Source organism: Rhodococcus sp. NJ-530 (genome assembly GCF_003860625.1).
Classification (GTDB): Bacteria; Actinomycetota; Actinomycetes; order Mycobacteriales; family Mycobacteriaceae; genus Rhodococcus_F; species Rhodococcus_F qingshengii.
The window spans coordinates 187,867-202,854 of record NZ_CP034154.1 but is presented as its reverse complement, the minus strand read 5'-3'; the positions used below and the strand labels follow the sequence as shown (position 1 = coordinate 202,854).

The 14,988-nt window shown below is 61.4% G+C and carries 20 protein-coding genes; 14 read left to right on the top strand and 6 right to left on the bottom strand.

Annotation, left to right across the window (positions count from 1 at the left end; all coding sequences use genetic code 11):
- Positions 1-19: 19 nt before the first annotated feature.
- From EHW12_RS31370 to EHW12_RS31350, 5 genes are all read left to right on the top strand, one after another.
- Entirely contained in the window at positions 20-778 is a 759-nt protein-coding gene (locus tag EHW12_RS31370) for a hypothetical protein (RefSeq protein ID WP_125053114.1), read from the top strand.
- Positions 779-1,056: 278 nt separating this feature from the next.
- Positions 1,057-1,500 (top strand): DUF3846 domain-containing protein, encoded by a 444-nt coding sequence (locus EHW12_RS31365; RefSeq protein ID WP_125053112.1) that lies wholly within the window; start codon positions 1,057-1,059, stop codon positions 1,498-1,500.
- 253 nt (positions 1,501-1,753) lie between these two features.
- Complete coding sequence (locus EHW12_RS31360) at positions 1,754-2,275, top strand: hypothetical protein (protein WP_125053110.1); 522 nt, start codon at positions 1,754-1,756, stop codon at positions 2,273-2,275.
- Positions 2,276-2,406: 131 nt separating this feature from the next.
- Positions 2,407-3,612, top strand: a complete 1,206-nt coding sequence (locus EHW12_RS31355) for a PIN domain-containing protein (protein ID WP_064112171.1) — start codon at positions 2,407-2,409, stop codon at positions 3,610-3,612.
- A 220-nt stretch (positions 3,613-3,832) separates the two neighbouring features.
- Positions 3,833-4,219 (top strand): hypothetical protein, encoded by a 387-nt coding sequence (locus tag EHW12_RS31350; protein ID WP_125053108.1) that lies wholly within the window; start codon positions 3,833-3,835, stop codon positions 4,217-4,219.
- A gap of 119 nt (positions 4,220-4,338) precedes the next feature.
- Here the strand turns inward: EHW12_RS31350 and EHW12_RS31345 are convergent, their stop codons facing one another.
- Positions 4,339-4,800, bottom strand: coding sequence for a hypothetical protein (locus tag EHW12_RS31345; RefSeq protein ID WP_058228460.1), 462 nt, complete (start codon positions 4,798-4,800; stop codon positions 4,339-4,341).
- 231 nt (positions 4,801-5,031) lie between these two features.
- On the opposite strand from EHW12_RS31345, the gene EHW12_RS31340 reads away from it, so the two are divergent.
- From EHW12_RS31340 to EHW12_RS31320, 5 genes are all read left to right on the top strand, one after another.
- A complete protein-coding gene (locus tag EHW12_RS31340; RefSeq protein ID WP_064112228.1) occupies positions 5,032-5,718 on the top strand; it encodes a DUF2786 domain-containing protein in 687 nt (228 codons plus the stop codon).
- Positions 5,719-5,792: 74 nt separating this feature from the next.
- Positions 5,793-6,068 carry a hypothetical protein gene (locus EHW12_RS31335; protein WP_125053106.1) on the top strand — a complete coding sequence of 92 codons (276 nt, stop codon included), beginning with the start codon at positions 5,793-5,795 and terminating at the stop codon, positions 6,066-6,068.
- 599 nt (positions 6,069-6,667) lie between these two features.
- Positions 6,668-6,931 carry a glutaredoxin-like protein NrdH gene (nrdH, locus tag EHW12_RS31330; RefSeq protein ID WP_047269175.1) on the top strand — a complete coding sequence of 88 codons (264 nt, stop codon included), beginning with the start codon at positions 6,668-6,670 and terminating at the stop codon, positions 6,929-6,931.
- Positions 6,928-7,254 carry a hypothetical protein gene (locus EHW12_RS31325; RefSeq protein ID WP_064112229.1) on the top strand — a complete coding sequence of 109 codons (327 nt, stop codon included), beginning with the start codon at positions 6,928-6,930 and terminating at the stop codon, positions 7,252-7,254. Before nrdH ends, EHW12_RS31325 begins: the two co-directional genes overlap by 4 nt.
- Positions 7,251-7,466, top strand: a complete 216-nt coding sequence (locus EHW12_RS31320) for a hypothetical protein (RefSeq protein ID WP_064112230.1) — start codon at positions 7,251-7,253, stop codon at positions 7,464-7,466. The genes EHW12_RS31325 and EHW12_RS31320 overlap by 4 nt, the downstream gene beginning before the upstream one ends.
- Before the next feature lie 39 nt (positions 7,467-7,505).
- Here EHW12_RS31320 and EHW12_RS31315 read toward each other — a convergent pair whose 3' ends face one another.
- Complete coding sequence (locus EHW12_RS31315) at positions 7,506-8,543, bottom strand: hypothetical protein (protein ID WP_064112231.1); 1,038 nt, start codon at positions 8,541-8,543, stop codon at positions 7,506-7,508.
- A gap of 241 nt (positions 8,544-8,784) precedes the next feature.
- Between EHW12_RS31315 and EHW12_RS31310 the strand changes: the two genes are divergently transcribed.
- Positions 8,785-9,048, top strand: a complete 264-nt coding sequence (locus tag EHW12_RS31310) for a hypothetical protein (protein ID WP_058228455.1) — start codon at positions 8,785-8,787, stop codon at positions 9,046-9,048.
- A gap of 322 nt (positions 9,049-9,370) precedes the next feature.
- On the opposite strand, the gene EHW12_RS31305 is transcribed toward EHW12_RS31310, so the two are convergent.
- Positions 9,371-9,622 carry a hypothetical protein gene (locus tag EHW12_RS31305; protein ID WP_125053104.1) on the bottom strand — a complete coding sequence of 84 codons (252 nt, stop codon included), beginning with the start codon at positions 9,620-9,622 and terminating at the stop codon, positions 9,371-9,373.
- A 243-nt stretch (positions 9,623-9,865) separates the two neighbouring features.
- Between EHW12_RS31305 and EHW12_RS31300 the strand changes: the two genes are divergently transcribed.
- The 3 genes from EHW12_RS31300 to EHW12_RS31290 all read left to right on the top strand — a co-directional run bounded on the left by EHW12_RS31300 (position 9,866) and on the right by EHW12_RS31290 (position 11,402).
- The gene (locus EHW12_RS31300) at positions 9,866-10,492 is read left to right on the top strand and encodes an HNH endonuclease (protein WP_058228453.1); all 627 of its coding nucleotides are present in this window, start codon (positions 9,866-9,868) and stop codon (positions 10,490-10,492) included.
- 82 nt (positions 10,493-10,574) lie between these two features.
- Positions 10,575-10,844, top strand: a complete 270-nt coding sequence (locus EHW12_RS31295) for a hypothetical protein (protein ID WP_125053102.1) — start codon at positions 10,575-10,577, stop codon at positions 10,842-10,844.
- A 261-nt stretch (positions 10,845-11,105) separates the two neighbouring features.
- Positions 11,106-11,402 (top strand): hypothetical protein, encoded by a 297-nt coding sequence (locus EHW12_RS31290; RefSeq protein ID WP_125053100.1) that lies wholly within the window; start codon positions 11,106-11,108, stop codon positions 11,400-11,402.
- Between the two features lie 92 nt (positions 11,403-11,494).
- Here EHW12_RS31290 and EHW12_RS31285 read toward each other — a convergent pair whose 3' ends face one another.
- The 3 genes from EHW12_RS31285 to EHW12_RS31275 form a co-directional block, all read right to left on the bottom strand.
- A complete protein-coding gene (locus EHW12_RS31285; RefSeq protein WP_125053098.1) occupies positions 11,495-12,658 on the bottom strand; it encodes a site-specific integrase in 1,164 nt (387 codons plus the stop codon).
- A gap of 40 nt (positions 12,659-12,698) precedes the next feature.
- Positions 12,699-13,490, bottom strand: coding sequence for a CPBP family intramembrane glutamic endopeptidase (locus EHW12_RS31280; protein WP_125053096.1), 792 nt, complete (start codon positions 13,488-13,490; stop codon positions 12,699-12,701).
- A gap of 185 nt (positions 13,491-13,675) precedes the next feature.
- A complete protein-coding gene (locus tag EHW12_RS31275) occupies positions 13,676-14,335 on the bottom strand; it encodes a hypothetical protein (RefSeq protein ID WP_125053094.1) in 660 nt (219 codons plus the stop codon).
- Between the last annotated feature and the right edge of the window lie 653 nt (positions 14,336-14,988).

Genomic DNA, 14,988 nt, shown 5'->3' with positions numbered 1-14,988 from the left:
AATCGACGATGACCGATGAGTGCACACCGCCGTTGCCGCGTATTCGCTTGGGGTTTTGCATATTTGGGCAATGGAGAGCAAGGGGAACCAAATGGCTACAGGAAATCAGGACTCGGCCACAGACACTGTTGGTGCGCTCAATCGGTGGAACAGCGAGTTCGTTGTGGATCCGTTGGCGTGCCCTCGCGACGGGATTGAGTTGTCGGCGGCGCGTGCAGCCTCGCTGGTGTGGGTGTGCCCCGAATGCGAAATGCAACAAGCAGTCACGGAGGGGCAGCTCGTTGAGGCGTTGGGCGCGCTGGAGCTGCCGATACCGGGGAGGGGTTCAGTAGTACGAAACGGTCCTTGGCGTTTGAATCTTGGCGTGCCGGCACCCAGCGTGTTCGGTCGCCCACGTAAGAATCTCGATGCCTTCGGCTTGTCAGTTGGAGTCGTTACCGCTGTTGTGCTGGCTCTGATTGTCTTTTCGATTGGCGAACTCGATGTCGTCGACCGCGCGCTGATTGCCGCGGGTTGGGGTCTAAGTCTGGTGATTGGTGTTTTGGGCTACTACGCCACAGCTCGGCCCGTCGTCTACGGTCGATGGATTTTGACGAGTATCGACAGGGTGTTTCCGGGTATGTGGGTGGCACTGAATCCTCATGTCCTGAACGTGGGGGCCGTTGAGCAGGTCACCGGATCAACGACCACCGATCAGATAACGATCACGTACCGCGATGGGACCACGCTGACACGACCAAACGACTCTACGATCGGTGTCTTCATGCCAGATCGGTAGAGGTTGCGCAGGTCAACGTGTTGGATTCGAGATCTCGTACTGGGATTTCGGATCCAAGTGAAGACGCTGTCCGGCGAGCGTCGTTGTTGAGTGGATGAACTGCATCCTGTCCGGCCGAGCGCCCGGTTGGCCGCCGCGCCCCGTTGCTGGTCGAGAGCCTGCGGAGCCGTGAACGCCGGCGACGCTGCTCCAGATCGCCTGATTTTGTGGTGCCGCATCCCAAAGTGCCTCCACGCAAGCTGATTTCAGCAACCAACCGAACCGATCAGGAGATCACCGTGGACGCAATCAAGATCGACACCCAGTTCAACGTATCCCGAGTAGACCTCACCGCAGGTGGGCGCAGCATCGGTGACGGGCTGCGTGCGGAAATCGACTGCCGTGTATTCGACGTCGTCGGCCTTACAGGCGATGACGACACCAGCCTCGATATGTGGGTCGACGACGAGGGCATGTACAACAGCACTCCGAACCTCGCCGCGTCCGGGATTGCCCGTGAACTCAAAGAAGACGCGCAGGCGTACTACTTCGGTACGGCCTTGTTCGCGACGTCCAACGACGAAGGCGAGACCGTCGACCTCCGCCCGGAGCACGTGTCGAAGGTTCTCGGAAGTCTGGCGGAGGTAGCCGGGATACCCATGGCGGCCCGCGTGCAGTGGATCGCAACCAGGGCAGCGGCATTGGGGTTCACCGTCCCGGCGCCGGCCAGCGCGTCGGTCTGACCAACTAACTCAGCCCGCCTACCAGCCCACGGCCGGTGAGCGGGCTGAGTTGTGCGTGCGTCGCATGAGGCCGCCTGTCCGGCCTCTTCCGCAGCCTCACCAGTGGAAACGTGCCCTCGCAAACCCGTCGGTGTTTGACGTACGTGCCACGCACCGGAGGCCGTCGATCTATGTTGATCCCATCGGAGAATGCACCGCACCAAAAATCTTGGAGGACGTTATGTACGCAATTCGGGTCGGCACAGATGCAAACGTGGACAAAGTCGACTTGACCGTAGGGCGGCAGACCGCCGAGGTCGGCCTACGCGTCGAGATCGGATGCCCTGCGGTCGACGTTGTCGCCCTCGCTGGCGACGAGCACACCAGCCTCGCGATGTGGATCGACAGTAGGGAAACCGCTGACGGGCAGCTGAACCCGCTCGCATCTGCAATCGTGCGTGTGTTGCGCCCCCAGCTCACCCGCTACTACTTCGGGCCGGTCGTGATCGGGACATCCAACGAGCACGGGCAGATCGTGGAGCTCAGCCCGGAGCACACGGAGATCCTTCTCAACGCACTGGCCAAGGCTAGTGGGGTTCCCGACTACGACCGCAAGGGCTGGGCCAGTCGCGCGGCGGTAGCACTCGAAATCGTCCACCCCAGTGCTGCATCCGTGGCTACTCCCGACCAGGCAGCTGAGCCAGCGCCCGTAGTCGCACCCGCTGGTGCGTCGGAACCAGCTGCACCCCTTCGCCAGCCCGTCTGCCAGAAGCACCCCCTCCGCGCGTCTGTGTGACACAACCACACGCGACGATGGACCGCGATTCCTGATCGATCGCACGTGACCATCGGACCGTAGCGACCACGCGACCGCCCGCCATGACAGCCCGTCGAGGCGGGCGGTTCGCGTGTGGAAGAGTTGATTCCATGACTCCGACGTCGTCCACCATCTTCATTTTCGATACCAACATCGTCCTCGGGACGCCGCGACTGGACGATGTGGCCTGGAAGAAGATGTTCCTGGTCAGGGAGTTTGGGCCTTCATTCACGCTCGTGGTCCCGGAGGTGGTCGTTCGGGAGTTCGGCCGCCGCAGATTCGCGGCCGCTGAATCACTCCGTAAAGCCGGAATCAAGTCGTGGAGCACTGCCCTTCGAGATTTGGCAGCCGCGGGAGTGGAATTGCCGCCTGAAGTGCCGACTGTCCGCGAACTGCGTGACCGCCCGACAATCTCACGGGTGGATCACACTGCCGAGCTGAGGACCAATCTCGCCGACCACGGTGTGAAGATCGCACCGATCCCACCTGTTGACCACGATGTTTTGGTCGAGTGGTCCCTGAGCGCGCATCCACCATTCGACACCACCGACAAGGGATACCGTGACGCCCTGATCTGGGGGACAGTGAAGGCCATCGCCGTGGCGTCGCCGGCGCATAGCGAGATCGTGTTCATCACCAATGACAACGATTTTTGTGGGAGCGGAGATGACTCGGGGAAGCTGCACAAGAATCTGATCGCTGACCTGAAGGCGGCGACACCCAATGCGGTCGCCCTGGCGAAGACCATTTCCGAAGCCATGACTCTGACCAAGCTGGACTCCGTTCACGCAGAACTGTCCGAGGACGATCACGACCTTGAGCTGTATGACGACATCTCACAGCTGATAACGGCTGCGATCCCGGGCGCGTGCGACGACATACTGGGCATGGAACTACCCGACTATATCTCCGACGACTTCTTTCACGAGTCTGCCTTCAAACTGACAATTCCGGACCTCGAAGGTCCCGTCATCGTCACTGAAGTTGACCCACGTCTCGACACTGTGGGCATCGATGTGCACGAGAAATACGAAGGCGACACACAAATCGGCGAAGTTCGCTTCCTGGCTACTGTCACATGCAGCGGTCAGATTCATAAGGCTGACTTCGCGATCTCCGATGTTGATTGGGACGTGCAAGACGCAGACTTCAACAAGCACTACATGGAGGTAGCCACGTCGGTAGAAGTCGAATTGACGTTCCGATTCTTGGTGAACGGCAATGAGGTTGATTCGCTCGAATTCGACAGCGGAGTGCAGGTCACCTCCACCCCCAAGAAGAAGTGGGCGAGTTCTTCGCTGTTCTACGACAACTAGAACGCACCATTAGCATCAACGGGCCTGACACAAGCAACCGACTGACGACAGGATTCCCGGTCGGTTGCGAGCTGTCCGAGCAGTGTTTGAAATACTCGACGTCCGCTTGGCAAGCCCCAGGTCCATCACCATAGCGTGACGGACAAAGGCTGCCGCACAACATAATTAGCTTCGGCATCGTGAAGGCGACCAAATCGCCGACCAGTGCAGAGGATCTTCAATGACGTTGACCGCGCTCCCCCACATGACTTGGACCGACTTCTCCCGCAACGTCTTACCTGGGCTGAAAGCGCTCCAGAAGACTGTGACTCCGCAATACGTACTCTGCCCGTACGACAGCATCGAACGGCGTACCCATCAGGTTGTCGTCGTCACCGACGCCGTCACCACACCCACCCTGGTGCGCGCTCCTCGGGCGCGATCGAACAGGAAGCCGATCGCCATCGCGCTACCAAGCCTCGACACCCTGACGTTGCCGTTGGCGCAGTCCGCCGTCAGAGTTCAAACGGACTACATCGTGCTTCGGCACCTGTTCACCAACGCCGTCACACGCAACACCTTCCCCGTGTCCGTTGAGCAGCCCACGGAGCCGATTGCAGCGGCCTGAGCGACCACGCCAGATCCAGACGTATCGCTTCGATCCGGCGGTATCGTTTCATCCACACATGGGAACGGCCGCAACACGATTAGGTGTGTTGCGGCCGTTCCCATGTGAGTCGGCTACAGCTACAGCCACAGGTATCCGCTCGACACCCAACTCGGAAGGCCACCCAGATACGCGCCGGCCCCGACACTGACCAGACTCAAACCCTGTCCGGCGGTGATGGTCGTGCTGGTCCGGCCGTTGGCTGCCAGCGTGGACTCAACGTGATTGAACGGCGCAATGCCGTTCTGCCACGACACGTTTACCGGCACCTCACACCCCGGGATCGAGCCGTAGGTGCCGTTCGGTGTGAGATTCACCGTTGTCTGATCAGGATGTCCCGGCACCACCTCGAAGTCGACGTGAATCGTGCCGAAGCACGGACCGGCAGGAACAGGAACGATGTCGGTGCCGGTGACCTGCAGAACAGCGGCCGGAGGGGCGGCGGACGCGGTGCCAGCCGCGATCGTGGCAACCCCGGCAGCGCAGATCGCGGCGGAGGCGGCAACAGCAGTCGCCCGGGCCAAACCTCGGCGAACAGTCATGGGAAGTCCTCTCATTCGATGACGAGTGAATCGAAGGGCCACCGTATCGAGCCCGGTTCCGGTGTATGCGGCCCGAAACAGGGGCGCCCGCAGTCGAGAGTCCTGTCCGCCGCATTCATGTCGTTGCTGCTGGTGATCGGCCGGTACCGAGGTTGCGGAGGTGCCGCAGTCGCCGTGGTCGTTCGCGAACGTAGTCGCAGAAGGTAACCGAACGGGACGAGGGAGGTCGCAATGAGCGACGACAGGATTGACCGGATTCGTAAGCTGCTCGCGCAGGCAGACAGCGTTGCAGGCACACCCGAAGCGGACGTCTTCAACCAGAAGGCGTTCGAGTTGATCGCCAAATACGGTGTCGACGAGGCCGAAGTGCGACGGGTAAGCGGTTCCGGCCCTGCCGAGATCATCGTCTACGAAATCGAGATCTCCGGCGCCTACAAGGTCGATCGCGGTCTCCTTTTCAACGCGCTTGCCGGGGCACTGCACTGCTCGTCGATTCGAGTGAGTAAGTCTGACCGCCGCAAGGTGTTCGGCACCGCCGCAAATATCGAGCGGCTCAAATTGCTGTTCGCGCTTCTCTCGGTGCAGATGAATGCCGGTGCAGCCAAGGTTAAAGGCGTCTCCGCGTCGTCGACGTCCAGGGCTCGTCGGTCGTGGATGCTCGGATTCATTCACGCTGTATCCACCCGGCTCGAGGTCGCGGAGAAGGACGCCGCATACGACATCGTTGGCAGCGATCTGGTGCACGTCAACGACGCTGACCGTGCAGCCGCTGCGCTTCGGCTCGAGTATCCCAATATCCGGCAACTCAAGGTGCGGCGAAATGTGGACGGCCGCGCCCACGCGGACGGAGCCAACGCGGGAGGTCGCGCCGATATCGGCAACGCCCGAATGAGCTCGCGCCGAGCACTGACCCGCTAGCGCGCCACGTGCCGCGCACCCTGCCGAGCGGCGAGACAGTGGACATACCAACGGTTCCCGACCAGGAGGACATCATGTCAAGCATCAACCAGCGTGGAGACGCATTGAAGAACGTGCCGAACGCAGAGGATCGGCTGGCGGCGTTGGAGCAGTTCACCGTCTGCGGGCCGAACTATCGGCGACGGGTCGTCGACGAGTTGGGCCGTGCCCGCCGGATGTGGTGGGTCGAGTCGGCCGGTGCGTGTCTGGTCACCGCGGAGATCGCAGCTGGGTTGCGCCCCTCCAGCGATTACCAGGACCGGCACACCGAAGCCGTCTACAAGGCTTCACCAGGATCTGCCTCCGTCTGATCCGGTGACGCGAGCGCCGGTGGGCGCAGGGGTGACTCGCCGCCCCCTGTGCCCACCGGATCCACCTCCGTCGCCGGCCGATTTCCGCGTCGGTCCTGTCCGGCGGTTCCGCCCACTGCTTTCCGGATTGAGCGGGTGTTCGTGTCTACACGATTCTCACGGCGGCCGCGGATACTTCAGGGTGCGCGGTCATCCTGATATCACTGTGGATTATTCACTGTCTGGACATGCTGTGAATGCAATACTATGCAGTATCTCTGAGCTGCTAATACATGCTAATTTTTGTCCCCGTTTTAAGAGTCCAAAAGACCCGCATCGCCGCTTCGCTGGTCGTGTCGACTTGGATGCCGACCACGGCGAACACGCTGAGGTGGCCGAGGCTGGCAGCCAGATCTCGCCCAGCCCGACGAATCAAGGTCTGCCATGTAGGCAGAAATTCTCTTGAAAATTGTTGCCGTACAACCGTTGTAACCATCAGGCAGGTGAAACGGAAAGCTTTTATAGTCAAAGCATCATGTTTGAATCTTGAAAGTTATTGCAGCACAATAGATTTCGATATACAATAGTGGCAAGATCGACTCACTTCCTAGGGGGATGACATGACAGTTACCGTGTACACCAAGCCCGCGTGCGTTCAGTGCAACGCGACCTACCGCGCCCTCGACAAAGCCGGCATCGAGTACGCCGTCATAGACATCACCGAAGACGCTCAAGCCCGCGAACACGTCATGAGTTTGGGATACCTGCAAGCGCCGGTCGTCGTCGCTGGAAACGACCACTGGGCGGGGTACCGCCCAGACCGGATCAAGGACCTGGTGGATCGAACAGCGTCCACCGCCAATCGACTGGAGGATGCATCGTGAGCGCCGCACTGCACTCCGTCTCAGGCATTCCGAACCGGAACCTCGGCGCGGATGTTGATGCCGTCGAGAAGAAGCTGCGAGCCATGCTCGCCGCCCTCGACGATTCTCTCGCCGGAATCAGCGATGCTCGCGAAGCGCTCCGAGACCTGTACTCAGGTCCAACCGCATCGGACGAAGTCGAAACATTCCTCGCAGGCGAAGCCTCCAACCAGGACATCACCACCCATCTCGACGCCGCAGCCCGCAGCCTGCGCGCAGCTCTGGCAGTCATTCGCAGCCAAAAACAGTTGACGACACCACACATCCGTGACGGCCAACTGTGACCGATCCAGCGAACAACCGGCCCGCGAATCAGGAAACGGAACACCGAACCAGGGCGGGAGTGATCCGCCACAACGTCTTCGGCGTCGTAGCGCTTGCTGTCGCGGCCCTGGACTTCGTCATCGGCACCCGAACCATGTTCGTCGCGGGAGTCCTCGCCCTCACGGCCTCTGCCTACAGCTTCATCAGAGCCCATCGACTTCGAACACGTTGATCTCCGAAGCGCGGATCTGATCGACGAAGGGCGTGAACGCTATTCGTTGTCATCGGCGAGGATCGCTGCGATCCTCGCCGCCAACGCCTCAGCCTCCCGCTCCACGTCGTTCAGCGTCTCCCGCACATTCGCCAACTGTTCTTGCGCCCGCGCCCGCGCGTGCCAACCCACTGCCGGATCCACATCACTGAGCGTCGACACCGGTGGGCTGTCCGGCTCGTCCTCTAGCTCGGGCATCCGGGGCAAACCATCCCAGCCCGACCCCACGTGCCGGCCACCATTGCCAGATAGGTGCGCGGCCACGATCTCCCCAATCGCCGTCGCGCTCAACCCCCACCGAGCGCGCGCACTCTGCCGCCACCGCCCCATCCCCAGGCCGCCCCACCGATCGATGGGCACCACTAGCGGGCCGTCTCGGACCACCTGAGGCAAAGCTGCGTACGACTCTTGCGACTGCGCGGTCATCGGCTGAGCTTTCGCGAGCGCGGCCGCGACCGCCGCCGTCGAAGGCCACCTGTCCACATACGCCAACAACCGCGCCCAGCGCAGAAACACCGCAGCCGGACACACGCGCGGATCATCGTTGGCCGGCACCTGAATCCACACCTGGCCAACCTGAACCTGCAACGTCGAGTTGACTACCCGCACCTGGCTTCGTTGCAGCCGTTCGATCTGCCCGTAGGACATTCCAGCGGCCTTCGACAACACCAACAGCAGCGCATCCCGGCGGCCGAACAATCCCGACGGCCATCCAGCTGACGGCAGCGCTGCTACCACCTGTGCGGCCTCGCTCGACGGCCACTCGTGACCGCCACCGCCTCTCACGGCCCTCGCATCGGCCTTGGCAGGCACCGGGACCTGAGCGTGCATATGAGCTGCCCGCACAGCCGCCAGTCGTTCCCGTTGTGTCGACAACGCCGCCGGATTGGCGCGCACGAATCCGATCAGCGTCTCACGGTCTGCCGGGATAGGGGTGGCGCCGACACCGATGCACCAATCCGTGAACAGTGACCACCGCGCTCGATGGCGTACAGGCAGCACCATGCCCACGCGTTCGAGTTCATCGTGATCGTGCATGGCCCTACGGTATCCGCCACGGTCCCGCCGCAAATCGTGCGCGGCGCTTCCTTGCCGAAGCTCTGAACCCTGTCCGTCGACGCGGACCTACGAATCGTTCGTCGAATGCCCGCTCACCGGTGGAAATGTCGCGGCCTACGCGGAGGTGAGCCCGACGGTTGCGCTGTTCGACTGTGCCGCACACCGGAACCCCGCCAGAGAGAGTTGTCCCAACAGCAAACGCCGAGCCGAGGAGAACACGATGAACGCCACTGACGACATCACCGACGACAACATGATCTCGACCGCATTGCACAACGCAGCGGGCGAGGGCGCCATGCTCGTCGTGTTCGCCGACGGTTCCACCACTTCCGGTCCCCGTGTCCTCGTTGAGGGATTCCTCGAAGTGTCGACCCAGGAAGTCGCCCGCACCTTCGACGGTGCTGTCGTGGCCGGTTGGATCGCCGACGCGGGCACTGACTGGCACGCCGCCGTAGACCGCTACCGCCGCGAGATCGCGGCCTGAAAGCCACCTGCACCCGCAACCCCCCGAGCGGGTGCAGGTCTCCCCCCGCAGCCGGAACGTCAGCCCTCCCCCGGGTGATGCGTTCCGGCTGCGGCATTTCTGTGTGCGACAGACCCCGCCAGTGACTGATAGTTCCGCGTGGTGGACACCAGCCCATCCCTGCCGGCCCTGGGGCTGGCTGTCCAACCACTTCCCATATCCGAGCCTGCCTCGGCGAAGTCGACGGCCACGACAACAACGTGCAGCGACCAGAACGAAAGCGGTGCCTCGAATAGCTATTCGAGGCACCGCTTAGGCTTTTCGTGGGTCGGCTGTGTCGCTGCTACGCGCCCCAAATCAGTGCAGCGCCTGCGACGACAGCGGCAATTGCACCGCCGAAGAGCAACGGGAACTCCTGACTCACCGTCATGCGTATCCGCCCCTGATAGGACGCGAAGCCGATCGCAAAGGCAGCGATCCCGACGATGAGGGCGAACCACCAGAACCCGTCGAACTTGCCCACGAGTTCAGCGACACCCGGGGGTGCTTCCGGCGAGAGTTGCGGGATCTGTTTCAGGGCAGGGGAAGTGGACATGGAGCCTCCGATGATGTTGGTACGAACCGGCCGAGTTTCTCCCGGTGATTTCACATACAACTCTTCCCTACGTGCCTATTGGCTGTGGCACACCGTCACTCCAGCTCGTACCCGAACGGCGCCGACGATCGCAATGTCAGTTCACGTTCCGAGTGCGCGAACGCTCCCGGTTGTCTGCGATTACTGTCCAGCCGCCTACGCTGGTACCGGTAGCAGTCCAAAACCGCGGGAGGTGCACCGCTGATGACATTCGGAAACGACGTACCACAGCCACTTCCCTCGATGCCTGAACCCGCGCCGGAACCCCATGCATTCCAACTGACTTTGATCGGCGAACCTCAACCAGTCCGGATCCCGGAACGGATATGGCGATCCTGGTTCGAGAACCCCGCGATCGTGGCTCGCTTCGAGTCCAAAAGATACCGGCGGCTGGACGACCAATGCTGGCCATGGACTTCCGGGGTGTCATCAACAGGCTATGGATCCTTCCGCGCAGCAAGCCTGCCAGGCCCCTCGCGTCGGGGAACAGTCCCGGCCCACCTGTTCGCATTTCAGCTCGAATACGGCGTAATTCCACGGTTGGGCTGGTCCAACGCGGACGACGCCGTGCTGTGCCATCAGTGTGACTTCGCTGGCTGTACAAACCCGGCTCATCTGCGACTGGGCACCCGTCGCACAAACCGCGGCGAATACGAACTCCGCCGCCGCAACATCGCCAGCCCTCTCGCAGACGTACGCGGACCAGCCGGCCGCACCCGGGCCATCGCTGACGCTGTCCGAGCAGGCCTCGAACGAAACGAAGACAACGCCGAAATCGACCGTCGAATCCATCTCGCAGAACAGGCCGGACTGCCCTTCACGCTGTGGTAACACGATGTGCCACAGCGGCCGCCGAAATCGCTATGGTTCACGTGACGGACTCAGCAGCCCACCAGAACCGAGGAGATATTCGATGGACGAAGAAGCGAAAAACCGCGTGCGAAACGAAATCCTGGATCTCGCTGCAGGCCAGGCAATTCTCGACGGCAAAGGCGTGCAGGGTTTTACGAATCTAGCGATGGACAAAATCGAAGACGCCGAAGAGGTGATCAGGAGCGGTGACCCAGATGGCGTTGCGACCCAACATGTCCAGCTCGCGAGCGTTTACTCGACACTGGCATTGGCCGCATCCAATCAGGCGCTCCTCTTCGAGCGGCTACACAGCTCCGCTCTCAATCAGTAGGTATCCAGCCGAACGCTCGTCTCATGTCTGGAGCCCGGGGAGCCCTCGTCTCGTCAATTAACCAGGGAGTCTCCGGCCTGACGATGATCGAGTGCTCCGAGCGTGCTCGACAATGTATGTGCGACGTCAATCGTTCGAAGGCCGAGTCAATTCCTACGCGGGACACGTGCCGCACCCTCCTCCAGGGCCCCGCATCGTGAGGAGGCAGCCACGCCGGAACCTCCGTTTCGGAAGATGCACGACCAGAAAGGCAATAGCGCAATGAATGTCCCAAATCACGCAACGCACGGCCAGGACGCAAACATCGTGGCACTCGGGTTCACCGAGGCGGACCGCTACAACTTGGTCCGGATCTTCCGAGACGGCGGACCCTCAAACACTGCCGATGCAGTGCTCCTCGACGAATACACGCGACGAGATGCAGAGTCCTTGGCTGCCTACAACAAATTCAAGATCCACCAGAGCAAACAACTTATCGTCGCCGCTCTCATCGGGATAGCGCTGTTACTCAGCGCTCCGTTCGGCATCCACATGATCATGGACCTGATTCAAATCTGATTCGCATATGCCGGTGTGGGCACAACCAATTCCCCTCGTAGATGCACCACGCGAGGGAATTGGCGGGCGTAGGTCGCCGTGGCGTCCAGTGGTCAGAACCCGAGATCCATGACTGCATTGTTTTGTGCCGGATTGCGTTCGCGCGCATAGATTTCAACCGTGGCCGGGGACTTGTGCCCAGTCTGACGCATGATCGAATGTGTACTTGCGCCATTCGACAGCGATTGTGTGACGAACCCAGCGCGAGGCGAATGCCCACCCAACATCATCACCTCCTCATCGCTGAACCCGGACGCACTGGCCCGCACCCGAATGACGCTGTGAATCGCCGCCCCTGACAACCCTGATTCGCTGATGTTCCCGTGCCTGTCGATCTTGCGGAACAACGGCGCCAACCCATCAACCGGGGAGACACCGTGGTCGCGGCACACATGATGAGTGAACGGCTCGGTCCGTGCCAGCTCCGCGATCACCGCGGGCCGGCCTCCCGAATCGAACGCACACACCACCTGATGCCATCGCCGGTACGCGCAGACCGGGCACCGGTGATGATGACCCCGCCCGAAAGGCGCCACCTTGGTCTGTCCGACACCACTCTGGTCCGACTTCGATACCCGCACACGGAGATGCAGGCCGTCCTCCCGGTGCATCCGGCCATCGGCGAGGACGAGGTTCGCGAGCTCTGATCGCCGGAACGCACCAGCAAAGCCAAGAAGCAGCAGCGCAGAGTCACGGCGTTCACGAACCTGGTCAACCCAACTACTGCACCCCTCACGAGCGGTCACCAGGATGTGTTCGATGTCGTCGAGCAGCAACGCTTCTCGCTGTCGGCTACGTCGGTTCGGATCGCGCGCAGCTTTGCGTTGCAAACCGGCCAGCGTGGAAGCCACCAACTGACTCGTGCCCGGCGGCGGCAACTCCGCGGCCTTGTGGAAGAAGTTGATCGACGCCACCCACCTGCGCAGAGTCGTCGGCGAGTACGGACCCATGCCCTCCCGGGGTTCTGAGGCGGCTTCTGCGATGTACGACGCCACCGTCTCGGAGGCCGCCGGCAAGGCATTGAGTTCATTCGCTGCGCACCAACGAGCGAACCGATTCCAATCCGAGCGATACGCGCGGGTTGTGGTCGAGGCCTGCGACTGACTGACCGCTTCGACGACGCGGGCCTTCGCTTCGTCGCCCCCTCTCCCCCAGGGAGAGAGCTGTCCGCCAGCCGAAGTGGTGGCGGGGAGGTTCGGAATCGTTGACGGATCCATATCTGGAACCGTAGCGGTGCCCTCTGACCTCACCGACCGATCATTGGAGCCAGTTCACGATCCCCCACGCATCCAGATTCCACACCAGATGCCCGACAATCGAGGGCCACAGCGATCGTGTTGCCAGCGTGAGCGGGTAGAACAGTGCACCGAACGTGCACCCGAGAAGCACATTCCATGCGCCTTGATTGCTGTGGTGGAAGCCGAATGCGACGGTGGAGAGCAGACCACCACCAATGATCGAGACGATCGTCAGCGCGCGTCTGCTGGTCTGGCTCTCGACACTGTCACGGAGCTGCCAGAGCAGCAGTCCGGGGCCACGAAAGAGGAGCTCTTCCCAGAGCACACCAGCTGAGATCGACACGATCACCAGACCCGTGGAGAGACCGGTGTACCAGTTGATGCGGTCAGTGGAAACGATCGCCGGCGTAATCGATGTGGCAGAACGCAACAGAGGATCCAACACCCGTAACCAGACGAAGACGAGGACGAGGGGAGCAACAACACCTAGTAGCAATGGCTCGACGGGACGGTGAGGGGTCCTGATGGGGTGCGGTAGGCCAAATCCGGATGAGAGCAACACGCTTCGCATCGATGTGCGACGGTCGACCTTTTCAAAGTATCCGACCATCAGCACGATTCCTGGAATCACGATGGCTCCGTACATTGCACCCGCAATGACTTTCGGTAGGGCAATCGGTTGCGTGAGGCCGTCAAAGACTAAGTACGCAGCGAAGACGAGCACGAGCATCGTGAAGGCGGCGTAAACCGCGACTGGAACCGGAGCAATGCGAAGGGGAATCGCAGGTGCCGACGCTGGCGTTCGTGTCATTCCGGTATTCGATCAGCTCTACGCGGCGATCGCGGAAGCAACACGCCCGCACCTCAACTAGTGGAGTCCTCCGTGGACGCCGAGTCGAATCCACCAATCGGCCGTCACGGCTGAACTGTCCTGCTGGCCCACTCAACCTGACATGAATCGGCCCCGATCGAGTGATCGGGGCCAGCTGAGGCAGGTCAGATCGAGCACAAGGCGAACAAGTGCAATGCGGACCGAGCAACGGCATGACGATCGTTGAGGTCAACGGGCCACTCCCCCACCTTCTGCTCCTCATTTCGGGAGCGGTCGGTCACATAGAACACCAGAAAACCGCCTTCGCTTGTGGTGACCCCGGCTGCTCGGGCGCGCAGGTGATCGGCGTTCCACACAAGGGACCCGTTCACGAGCAGCGACATCTCATCCTGGTTGATCCTCATTTGTTTGTCGTAGTCCGAATCCGACTGCATCGGAGCATTCGCAACATTGACCATCTCAACCCGATGACCTTCGCTGAACGGGAAGGGAACCGCGTCGCGGTCGTAGAACAGCGGCTGCAAGGTTGCCGAGCCGTCGACTACCACCGGGCTCGACGTACGAAGGACATGTTCGTGTGGACGGACAACAGTCACCAGCGTTTCGGGCCGGAGATGCACAGTCACCAGTGACGCTCCGGCTTCGTCCAGTAGGTCGAGTTCGGTAGACCACTTGTCGATCGCTTTCACCGCCTTCACAGTCGGTTCGGTGACGTTGCCGTCGGCGTCCTTCATCCGGACAACGTCGCAGGCCCGGAGATTGGATGCAGCGAGGATCTCGCTGCCGTCGGTGCGGGAGATTTGGCGTTGCTGCTTTGCTGTCATGGCAACAGTCGACCAAGGCGTTTTCGTGAGTGCGGCAGCGTGAGATGGGCAGCTGGTGTTGTCGGCGTGTGCAGGCCGCTTGTTCAGGCTCTGAGCGTCGTTGTCAGCGCCCCGTAGAGCGACGAATCGCCTGCAGGTAGGGGTAAGGGCTCCCGGGCGACAATCGGTCGTTCCTGGGATTTCGGCCATTTTCGGCGAAAAAGACGCTCACCTGGGCCTTTCAGGCCTCGACTGCGGTAATGAATATTATCGTTGGTCAGAACGCAAAATCACCGGGTCAAACGTGAGTGAGGCAAAGAACCCCCAATTTCGAGAAACTTCACCACTTCTTGGCCAACGGAGACCGGAAACGGTTGTCTGCGAAATCAGAGCGCAAAATTGCAGGTCACCGTACTTCTCATGCTGGCTGAGCCTGCCAATCTTGTCGCCCACTCTGCGCATCGTGCCTGGCAAGCAAACTGTCGGACGTTAGGCCCTGGAAGCTGGCCTCCCCACGCCGTTCAGCGATGTCAATCGCAGTGCCACTATGCCGCCGACGTGCGCTGGGGCTGCGATACCAAGCCGGCCCCGAACTAGCCTCCAATCTGCCCGTGTACGCAGGACAGATGGCGTCGTTTCCATCGGTCAACAGCGCTGGCGTCGACGATGCTGAC

Excerpts from the sequence above, each read along its gene's own strand:
- EHW12_RS31355 (WP_064112171.1), top strand. The coding sequence starts at position 2,407 with ATGACTCCGACGTCGTCCACCATCTTCATTTTCGATACCAACATCGTC.
- EHW12_RS31350 (WP_125053108.1), top strand. The coding sequence starts at position 3,833 with ATGACGTTGACCGCGCTCCCCCACATGACTTGGACCGACTTCTCCCGC.
- EHW12_RS31345 (WP_058228460.1), bottom strand. The coding sequence starts at position 4,800 with ATGACTGTTCGCCGAGGTTTGGCCCGGGCGACTGCTGTTGCCGCCTCC.
- EHW12_RS31340 (WP_064112228.1), top strand. The coding sequence starts at position 5,032 with ATGAGCGACGACAGGATTGACCGGATTCGTAAGCTGCTCGCGCAGGCA.
- EHW12_RS31335 (WP_125053106.1), top strand. The coding sequence starts at position 5,793 with ATGTCAAGCATCAACCAGCGTGGAGACGCATTGAAGAACGTGCCGAAC.
- nrdH (WP_047269175.1), top strand. The coding sequence starts at position 6,668 with ATGACAGTTACCGTGTACACCAAGCCCGCGTGCGTTCAGTGCAACGCG.
- EHW12_RS31315 (WP_064112231.1), bottom strand. The coding sequence starts at position 8,543 with ATGCACGATCACGATGAACTCGAACGCGTGGGCATGGTGCTGCCTGTA.
- EHW12_RS31310 (WP_058228455.1), top strand. The coding sequence starts at position 8,785 with ATGAACGCCACTGACGACATCACCGACGACAACATGATCTCGACCGCA.
- EHW12_RS31305 (WP_125053104.1), bottom strand. The coding sequence starts at position 9,622 with ATGTCCACTTCCCCTGCCCTGAAACAGATCCCGCAACTCTCGCCGGAA.
- EHW12_RS31300 (WP_058228453.1), top strand. The coding sequence starts at position 9,866 with ATGACATTCGGAAACGACGTACCACAGCCACTTCCCTCGATGCCTGAA.
- EHW12_RS31295 (WP_125053102.1), top strand. The coding sequence starts at position 10,575 with ATGGACGAAGAAGCGAAAAACCGCGTGCGAAACGAAATCCTGGATCTC.
- EHW12_RS31290 (WP_125053100.1), top strand. The coding sequence starts at position 11,106 with ATGAATGTCCCAAATCACGCAACGCACGGCCAGGACGCAAACATCGTG.
- EHW12_RS31285 (WP_125053098.1), bottom strand. The coding sequence starts at position 12,658 with ATGGATCCGTCAACGATTCCGAACCTCCCCGCCACCACTTCGGCTGGC.
- EHW12_RS31280 (WP_125053096.1), bottom strand. The coding sequence starts at position 13,490 with ATGACACGAACGCCAGCGTCGGCACCTGCGATTCCCCTTCGCATTGCT.
- EHW12_RS31275 (WP_125053094.1), bottom strand. The coding sequence starts at position 14,335 with ATGACAGCAAAGCAGCAACGCCAAATCTCCCGCACCGACGGCAGCGAG.